Origin of the sequence: Salinarimonas rosea DSM 21201, from assembly GCF_000429045.1 — a bacterium.
GTDB lineage: Bacteria > Pseudomonadota > Alphaproteobacteria > Rhizobiales > Beijerinckiaceae > Salinarimonas > Salinarimonas rosea.
The window spans coordinates 268675-277613 of the sequence record NZ_AUBC01000007.1; the positions used below are offsets into that span (position 1 = coordinate 268675).

At 72.6% G+C, this 8939-nt stretch carries 6 protein-coding genes; 2 read left to right on the plus strand and 4 right to left on the minus strand.

Annotated elements, in window-relative coordinates; all coding sequences use genetic code 11:
* Positions 1-196: 196 nt before the first annotated feature.
* Positions 197-1465: a pilus assembly protein TadG-related protein gene (locus tag G407_RS0107790; protein ID WP_029030367.1), complete on the minus strand. Its 1269-nt coding sequence runs from the start codon at positions 1463-1465 to the stop codon at positions 197-199.
* The gene (locus G407_RS30965) at positions 1462-2643 is read right to left on the minus strand and encodes a hybrid sensor histidine kinase/response regulator (protein WP_084327378.1); all 1182 of its coding nucleotides are present in this window, start codon (positions 2641-2643) and stop codon (positions 1462-1464) included. The genes G407_RS0107790 and G407_RS30965 overlap by 4 nt, the downstream gene beginning before the upstream one ends.
* Before the next feature lie 147 nt (positions 2644-2790).
* Between G407_RS30965 and G407_RS26375 the strand changes: the two genes are divergently transcribed.
* Entirely contained in the window at positions 2791-5541 is a 2751-nt protein-coding gene (locus tag G407_RS26375; RefSeq protein ID WP_052341079.1) for an ATP-binding protein, read from the plus strand.
* A 9-nt stretch (positions 5542-5550) separates the two neighbouring features.
* On the opposite strand, the gene G407_RS26380 is transcribed toward G407_RS26375, so the two are convergent.
* Positions 5551-7959, minus strand: a complete 2409-nt coding sequence (locus G407_RS26380; RefSeq protein WP_052341080.1) for a mechanosensitive ion channel domain-containing protein — start codon at positions 7957-7959, stop codon at positions 5551-5553.
* 196 nt (positions 7960-8155) lie between these two features.
* Complete coding sequence (locus G407_RS26385) at positions 8156-8662, minus strand: PilZ domain-containing protein (protein WP_052341081.1); 507 nt, start codon at positions 8660-8662, stop codon at positions 8156-8158.
* Between the two features lie 23 nt (positions 8663-8685).
* Between G407_RS26385 and G407_RS32835 the strand changes: the two genes are divergently transcribed.
* The coding region (locus tag G407_RS32835) for a transposase (protein WP_156917500.1) at positions 8686-8939 on the plus strand (254 nt) is incomplete at its 3' end.

Consider the following 8939-nt stretch of genomic DNA (forward strand, 5'->3'; position numbering starts at 1 on the left):
CTCGTCCCGCTCCTCGTTTCCGTCGGCGGGACGCCTCTTCGTGGAACCGACATGTTGGCTCAACCGGCGGCACGCATCGCGGTTCCCGCTCGTTCGAGCTTTAGTCGAAGTCGAACGATCGTGGTTAACCATCTGTTACTGCGTAGATCGCCGGCCTTCGAGGATCATTCGCAGATGTTCAGGACGATATGCCGCGCTACTGGGACAGCACCACGTCGCCCGTGGGACCGACACCGTCGGGAACCGGGATGTCGGTGGCGTGGTAGTCCGTGTTGAGCTTGAGCACCGGGCCTGCCGAGAGCTCGAGCCGCCGGGCGACGATGACCGTGTAGGCGGACTCGTCGGCGACCGCTCTGTCCGCGTCCACCAGCAGATCGCCGCGGGGCAGGTAGATCGTGCCGAGGAGCGTGCGGGCGTCGTCGCTCGTGATCTTGAAGTCGCGCCCTTCCTCCGCCGCGCGGTCCTGGAAGATGAGGATGCCCGCGAGCGCCCCGTCGCGCATGGCGGCGAGATCGATGCGCGACTGCTTGCGGAAGTCGATCGCGGCGTTCCTGCCGGTGAAGTAGAAGCTCGTATAGCGGCCGACGAGCTCTCCGTCGTCGACGCGCAGCTCGCCGTCCTTGATGACGTAGAGACCCGAGCCGAGCTCGACCCGCGCCCCCTGGCTGATCCGGATGCCGCCGCAATAGACGCCCGGAAGCAGGTACGTGTCGGCGCGGATGTCGAGGCCCTCGTGGTCGCACGGGCCGACGGCCGGAGGCGCGCGGCCGGCGAGGGGGTCGGGGATCGGCGGGCACTCGGTGCGCGGGGTCGGCACGAAGGCGGTGCCGCGTCCGAAATGGCCGCCCGCCGAGCAGATCAGCGCGGCGTGGAGCTCGGCCTGATCGTCGACCCGCAGGGCCTGCGTATGCGTCGAGTTCGAGAAGACGCCGCAGCGGTGCGCCTCCATGACGGCCCGCTTCTCCAGGTGCAGCGCCTTCGAGCCCGTGGGGTCGAGCGCCACGACGCAGATCGGCGCGCTTCCGCTCAGCTTCGCGGTCGCGGTGACGACGACCTGCGCGAACGCGTCGGTGACGATGCGGCTGAAGACACGCTCGAGCGGGCTGCCGATGTCGATGCGCACGGAGTGGGTCCTGGAATCGACCGTCGCGTCCACCCGCGCAGCCGCGGCATCGAAGCCGCGCGTGGCGAGCGCGGCGCGCGCCGCCGTCTCGGCGCCGGCCTCGAGCTGGTCGGCGGGCGTGTTGGCGAGCCGCATCTCGCGCGCGGCGGCGATCGCCGCCGTGTCCGCGGCGGCCTGCAGCGAGGACCGTGCGGCGTACCAGCTCGTCGCGTCCACGGCGAGCCCGGCCGCGGCGAGCATCGGCACGACGGCGAGGCTGAAGACGATGGCGACGCTGCCGGCCTCGTCCGCGAGCCGCCGACGCAGCGCCGCGAGACGCCCGATGACCCGTTTGCCCGTCATTCGGCGGCCTCCCTGGGCAGTCCGGTCGCGTCGAGGCGCGCAGCCGGCAGGACGATGCGTGCAGCGAGCCCCCGGCCCGGGGCCGACTCGAGAAAGAGGTGCCCGCCGTTGAGCTCGGCGATGCGCCGCGCCATCGCCAGCCCGAGGCCGAGCCCCACGGCGCGGCGGACGAGCACGTTCTCCGCCTGGAGGAAGGGCTGCGTGCAGCGGGCGAGCGTCTCCGCGTCGAGGCCCGGGCCGTCGTCGGCGACGCCGAGCGCGACCTCGCCCGCCTCGCCGCGGGCGGTGAGCCGCACCCGGCCGCCACGCGGGGTGTGCGCGAGCGCGTTCGCGACGAGCTCCCCGAGGGCCTTGGCGACGAGATGCTGGTCCGCCGTCACGAAGAGCGCCGGGTCGGCGTCCACGTCCAGCGTGATGCCAGCAGCATCCGCCGCCCGGCGACGGCGGTGGACCTCGTCCTCGAGGAGATCGGCCGCGCACAGGCGCTCCGGCGTCACGGGGACGGTGCCCGCCGACGTCTGCGCGAAGGCGAAGACGCGCTGGAGCGTCTCGTTGAGCCCGCGCGCCGCGGTGATGACGCCGTCGAGATAGTCGCGGGGGTCGGCGTCGGGATCGAGCGACGCCTGGAGCAGCTCCGAATAGCCGATGATCGCGTTGAGCGGCGTCCGGGTCTCGTGCTGGAGGAGGGAGAGCAGGCTCTCCTTGAGCCGGTCCGCCTCCTCGGTTCGGGCCCGCGCCTCGCGGGTGATCGCCTCCATGCGCGCACCGCGCAGGACGTAGCGCAGCTGGTAGCCGAGGAGGCGCCAATTGACCGGCTTGGCGACGAAGGACGTGGCACCGACCTCGTAGGCGCGATCGACCGCGAACACGTCGTCGCGGCTCGTGATCACCACGACGGGGAGGTTCTGCATGCGCGGATCGCGCCGCATCTCGGCGAGGAGCGCGAACCCGTTCATCCTGGGCATTTCGAGGTCGCACAGGACGATGTCGAAGCGGGCATCCCGCTGCAGGATCGCGAGCGCCTCCTCGCCGTCGGCGGCCGTGACGATCTCCCCGCCGGGATGGTCGAGATGCCCGACCGCGATCTCGCGCATGATCGGGTCGTCGTCCACCACGAGGATGCGCGTCGGGCTTTCGAAAACGTAGAGAAAGCCCGCATTCGTCTTGCCGAGGAGCATCGGTTCCGCCCTTCTTAGAGGAGGACGTTTAGGCGCAATCCGTGAATCCCCGATTAAATCGGTTAGTTAAGCCGACACTTACTCATTCGTGGCTCTATTCGCTCATGGACGCGGGCGTGTGGACGCTCGGACGACAGGAGTGGTCACTTGCAACCCAGCAGATCGGTCGTCGGAAAGCTTGGCCGTCTGGTCGTGGTCTCCGTCCTGATCGCCCTCACCCTCGGCTCGGCGACGAGCCTCTGGCTCGAGGTCCGGCGGTACGGGGAGCAGAAGCGCGAGAGCCTGCTCGCCGTCGCCCACGCCTTCGCGGCGGCGAGCGCCGAGGCGGTCGTCCGGCAGGACCGCGACGCGATCTTCGAGGCGGTCCGCGCCATCGGCCGCCTGCCCGGCATAACGCATGTGACGGTTGCTGACCGCGACGGAACCCTGCTCGAGGAAGCCGGCTCGGGCGTGCGGCTCCTCGGCGATCTCGTGCTCGACGAGACGACGCCGCTCTCCGTCGCGGCGATCCTCTCCTCGCGCACCGTCGTCGTCGGCGTGCCGGTGCGCCATCGCGGCGTCGAGGTCGGCCGGCTGGAGCTGACGTCGGAGACCGGCGACCTCTGGGGCCGCCTCCTCGTCGTCCTCGCCTTCGGTCTCGGCGCCGCGGTCGTGGCGAGCGTCATCGGCCTCGCCATCGCCTGGCGCCTGCAGCGCGCGATCACCCGCCCGCTCCTCACGTTGTCGGCGACGATGAGCCGGGTGCGCGAGGCGCACGACTACGACGAGGCCTGTCCCGTCGAGAGCGACGACGAGATCGGCCAGCTCGCGCTCGGCTTCAACGCCATGCTCGGCGAGATCCGCCGGCGCGACGCACGCCTCGCGCAGCACCGCGAGCGGCTGGAGATGGAGGTGGAGGACCGCACCCGTGATCTCGTGCTGGCCAAGGACGCCGCCGAGCGGGCGAGCAGCGCCAAGTCGGACTTCCTCGCCACGATGAGCCACGAGATCCGTACGCCGATGAACGGCATGCTGGTGATGGCGGAGCTGCTCGCCGCCGGGGACCTGCCCGAGCGGCAGCGGCGCTACGCGGAGGTGATCGCCCGTTCCGGCCAGTCGCTGCTCGCGATCATCAACGACATCCTCGACTTCGCGAAGGTGGAGGCCGGAAAGCTCGAGCTCGAGGCCGTGCCCGTCGATCTCGGCGAGGCGGCGGAGACGGTGGTCACGCTGTTCGGCGAGCGCGCTGCCGGCAAGGGGCTCGACCTCGCCGCCGCGATCGACCCGGCCCTGCCGCGGATCGTCGGCGATCCGGTGCGGCTGACGCAGGTGATCGCCAACCTCGTCAACAACGCGCTCAAGTTCACCGAGACCGGCCACGTGCTGGTGCGCGTCGCCACCGCGGGGGAGCGGGTGACGATCCGGGTCGAGGACACCGGCATCGGCATCCCGCAGGAGAAGCTGGCGACGATCTTCTCCGCCTTCTCCCAGGCAGACCAGTCGACCACGCGCCGCTACGGCGGCACCGGGCTCGGCCTGTCCATCGTCCAGCGCCTCGTCGCCGCGATGGGCGGCGACATCCGGGTCGAGAGCGTCCTCGGCGAGGGGTCCTGCTTCACGGTGGAGCTCCCGTGCATCGCCGTGACGGACAATGTTCCGACGGCGCCCCGGCTCGAGGCGCCCCGTACGGCGGTCGTCGCCGCGGCCGGATCGGCGACGCGCGCGGCGCTGTCGCTGGGGCTCGTGGCGGCGGGGTTCGACGTTGCGGAGCCCGGCGACGCCGGCCCGGATGTCGACTGGATCGTCGATGCGGACACCCTCCTGCGTGCGGGCAGGCCCGCGGGCGCGCGGCGGGTCCTCGCGCTCTCGCCGATCGGGGAGCGCGCCGGTGAGGAAGCCCGCGCCCGGGGTCTCGCGGACGCGCTGCTGCGCCGGCCGCTGGCGCCGAGCGAATGGACGCTCGCCCTCGCGCGGCTCGTCGACGGCACGCCCTTCCCGCGGGAGGAGCGCGCGCGGGACGGCGTCGCGTCGGCCCTGCCGCGCTTCGGCGGCGCGCGGGTCCTCGTCGCCGACGACAGCGCGGTCAACCGCGAGGTCGCCTGCGAGGCGCTGTCGCGGCTCGGGATCGCGGCGCGCACGGTGGCGAACGGGCGCGAGGCGCTCGACGCGATCGTGGCCGGCGGTCTCGATCTCGTCCTGATGGACGGCTCGATGCCGGAGCTCGACGGCTTCGAGGCGACCCGCCTCGCCCGCGCCCACGAGGCGCGCACGGGCAGCGCCCGCACGCCCATCGTCGCGCTGACCGCCCACGTCGTCGGCGCCGGCGCGGACGCCTGGCGCGAGGCGGGCATGGACGGCGTGCTGCACAAGCCCTTCAGCCTCGCCGCGCTGGCGCAGACGCTGGGCGCGCATCTCGAGGCGTCCGAGCCCGCGTCGCCCTCCGCCGGCGCGGCTCCCGCGCCGCCGCCAGAGGCTCCAGCGGCGGACGAGGCTCCCGCGGCGGACCAGGCGCCCGCTCCCGAGGCGCTCCTCGACGAGGACGTCGTCGCCGGCATCGCCGAGATGGCGCAGACCACCGGCGCCGGCTTCCTGCGGCGCATCCTCGGCCTCTACCTGGAGCACGCGCCGCCGGCGCTGGCGGAGCTCGCCGCGTCGGTCGCGGACGGCGCCGAGCCGGCGCGCGTCGCCAGCGCGGCGCATGCGCTGAAGTCGATGAGCCTGAACGTCGGCGCGTCGGCTCTGGCGGCGAGGCTCGCGGCGATCGAGGCGGCGGCGCGCGAGACCGGGACGCTCCCGGACGCGGACCGGCTCGGCGCGCTGGCGCCGCTCCTCGACGAGACGATCGCGGCCCTGCGCGTGCGCCTGGGGGCGGACGAGCCGCAGCGCGCCGGCGCCGAGGCCGTCGCGGCCGCCGGCTGAGAGCCGCACTCAAGCCTTGGCGCCGGTCTCCTCGGGCGCGGAGGTGACGTTGCCGGCGATGCTCTCCACCGCCTCGTCGGCGGTCGCCATCTGTGGCGCGGCCGTGGGCGCGCCGCCGGCGGCGGCGCGCTCGGCCAGGATGCGCAGCGGCGGCGCCGTCCCGGTCTTGCCCTCGCCGGCGTAGATCGTGAGGTGCGGGAAGGGAATCTCGATGCCGCGCTCGTCGAAGACCTGCTTGACCGCCTCGAGATAGGCGCGGCCCGTCGCCCATTGCTTGCCGGGCGCCGTCTTGATGCGGGCGCGGATCACCACCGCCGAGTCGGCCAGCGCCTCGACGCCCCACAGCTCGAAGGGGCCGAGGATGTCGGCGCCGTGATCCTCGGAGCGCGTCAGCAGGTCGAAGGCGTCCTGCATCGCCTGCTTCACCTCCGCGACGTTCTCGCGATAGGCGACGCCGATGTCGGCGACGTAGTAGGCGAAGTGGCGCATCATGTTCGAGACGCTGTCGACGCTCGAGAACGGCACCACGTGGTAGGTGCCCTGCAGGTCGCGGATCGACACCGAGCGGATGGTCAGCCGCTCGACGACGCCGGAGATTCCGCCGGCGGAGACGACGTCGCCCTCGTTCATGGCGTTCTCGAGCTGGATGAACACGCCGGTGATGACGTCCTGCACGAGCTTCTGCGCACCGAAGCCGACCGCGAGGCCGACGACGCCGGCGCCGGCGAGCAGCGGCCCGACATTCACGCCGAGCTCGGACAGGACCATGATGGTGATGACGACGACGAGCGTCACCGTGAAGGCGTTGCGGAAGAGGGCGAGCAAGGTGCGTTCGCGGGCCGACGGCGGCGTTCCGTAGTCCGGGTTGAGGCGGTACTCGACCCAGGACGAGACCAGGATGTAGAGCGCGATCCCCACGAGCACGAGCAGGAAGGCCGAGATCAGCGAGGTCGTCACCGCGAAGCCGACGCCGCTCGAGGCCCAGGCGAGGAAGTCGAACAGCTCCCAGGCCTGCGCCACCGCGACGAGGATGCCGACGAGCACGACGAGCCGGATCACGTGCAGTATTTTCGGCACGAAGGCGTTGAGCCGCGACTCGAGCAGGGGAAGGCGCTGCTTCACGTCCGGCGACAGGCGCATGCCGCCCGTGATGAAGCGCGACAGGAATATCGCGATGCCCACGCCCACGCCGATGGCGATGGCGCTCTCGAACGTCGCCGAGAGCATGTAGGTGAGCGCCTCCCGCGGGTGGACCGTCCAGACGAAGAACAAGGCGACGAAGTAGACGATCGCGAGCACGTGCCACACCCGCGCCAGCGCCGCCATGAAGCGCGCGGTCGCATCGTCCTGGCCGTTGACGGCACGGCGCAGCATGATGCGGCGCACGAAGTCGCGGTTCTGGAGCGTCACGAGCACGCCGACGAGGCAGGCGGCGAGAACGGCGAGCGTGCGGATCGCCTGCCCCGCCGCGAAGGAGACCGTCCACGAGGCGATCGGCGCGACGAACAGGAAGGCGTAGACCACGATCGACGTCGTGCGGCCGATCCAGAAATACCAATAGGCGGCGGCGGTGTCCGAGATCGCCTGGATGACGCGCAGGCTCCCCCGGTTCGGCCGCAGCACCGCGCGCACGCCGAGCTTGATCACCTCCGCCATCACGAACGCGTTGAGGAAGAGCTGCTGGTTCAGAGCGTTCATCCCCGTCGGGCCCCAGTGCACCGCGACGAACGTGCCGATCGCCCATGCGGCGGCGAGCGCCAGCGCCTCGACGAGGAAGGTCGCCACGGAGAGCACGATGCGCCCGATGATGTTGCCCGTCTGCCGATGGCGGGCGAAGCGGTCGCCGAGGCGGCCCGCGAGCCAGCGCAGCACGAGATAGCTGCCGACCGTGACGGCGATGACGAGGCCGAGCGCGGCGACGATCCGCCCGAGCCGCTCGACGTCGGCGGCGTCGACGTCGCGCCACAGCGCGGCCACCGTGTCGAGCGCGCGGCCCGTGACGGCGAAGATGCCGGCGACCTGCTCGGCGACGGCGCGGGTCTGCTCCGCGATCACGGTCGCGAACGGCAGGGGCGCCTCCTCCTGCGCCGCCGCGGCGGCCGCGACCGCGTCCCCGGCCGGCGCGGTGGCGGCGAGCGCCTCCAGCAGGCGCGCTCGCGCCGCGTCGTCGGCGATGACCGCACGCAGCGCCTCGAGCTCCGGGGGGAGCGTCGCGTCCGTCGGCTCTCCCGCCGCCGCCTCGTCCGCGGGGGCGTCCTGCTGCGCCGCGACGCCGGGGAGGGCGAGGCCCGGAACCTGCGCCCGCGCGGCGGCGCCCAGCAGCACCACGATCGCGAGCGCGAGCGAGATCACGAGGGCGACGGTCGCCAGGCGCGTGTGCGAGCGGATGAAGACGATGAGCGACGAGTTCTGGCGCATGATCCGGAAAGGGCTTCGGACTGGGGACGGGTGCCGCGGAGGACAGACGCGACGGCGAATCCCGTCGGCACCGGCCGCACTATAGGGAAATCGACCCCGGGGGAAACCGCCCGCGCGCGCCCCGCTCCGCACCCTCCGGCCCGCCTCGGCGATTTCGTCCGTCCTCTCAAGGAGTCGTGCCGTACCGCCGCGGCGATCACGGACCCGTGAACACGATGGCGAGCCCGTCGGGCGTGTGCCGCACGACCCGTCCGGGCAGGCCGCCCAGGCGGACCGGTGCGCCGAGGCCCGGCCGCAGCGGCGAGATCAGGCGGGCGCCGCCGAAGGAGAGATCGGCGACCGCCACGGGCGCGATCTCCGGCGGCTCGTCGAGGACGGTGAGCGTCGCGGTCGCCGGCGGCGGCACGCCGCGCGGATGCGCCCGCAGCTCCGAGCGCCGGCCTTCGAGGCGCTCCTCCAGCCAGATCAGCGCGGCGGTGCGCGCCTCGCGGCCGTCGCGCTCGAAGGCGACGGCGAAGCCGCCGTCGACGAATCGCGCCACCCGCCCGCGCGCCACCCCGATCTCGGCCATCGCCAGCGTCAGGATCTCGCCTTCGACGACGGGCGCCACGGACGCGACGACGGCACCGCCGGGGGAGACGCAGCGCGTCTCGCCGGAGAAGGCGGCGCCGTCGCCGAGCACGATCGTAAGCGCTGTCTCCATCCCACCTTCCTCGCCGTGAGCTGATGAGCGAAGCTCTCGTCCCGATAGTGGTCGGAGATCGTTTTGTGTCTGGACTTGAGCCTACGCTCGAGCCGGCGCGCGTGGTGCGCCGGCTGGAGGTGATCAACGGCGCTGGTGGGCGCCGGCGCTGGAGCGCGGACGAGAAGGCCGGGATCGTCGCCGAGACGCTCGAGCCGGGCGCGGTCGTGTCCGAGGTTGCGCGCCGTCATGGCCTGACGCCGCAGCAGGTGTTCACGTGGCGCCGCGAAGCGCGTCG

Coding starts and splice junctions, on each gene's coding strand:
- G407_RS0107790 (WP_029030367.1), bottom strand. CDS start 1,465: ATGACGGGCAAACGGGTCATCGGGCGTCTCGCGGCGCTGCGTCGGCGG.
- G407_RS30965 (WP_084327378.1), bottom strand. CDS start 2,643: ATGCTCCTCGGCAAGACGAATGCGGGCTTTCTCTACGTTTTCGAAAGC.
- G407_RS26380 (WP_052341080.1), bottom strand. CDS start 7,959: ATGCGCCAGAACTCGTCGCTCATCGTCTTCATCCGCTCGCACACGCGC.
- G407_RS26385 (WP_052341081.1), bottom strand. CDS start 8,662: ATGGAGACAGCGCTTACGATCGTGCTCGGCGACGGCGCCGCCTTCTCC.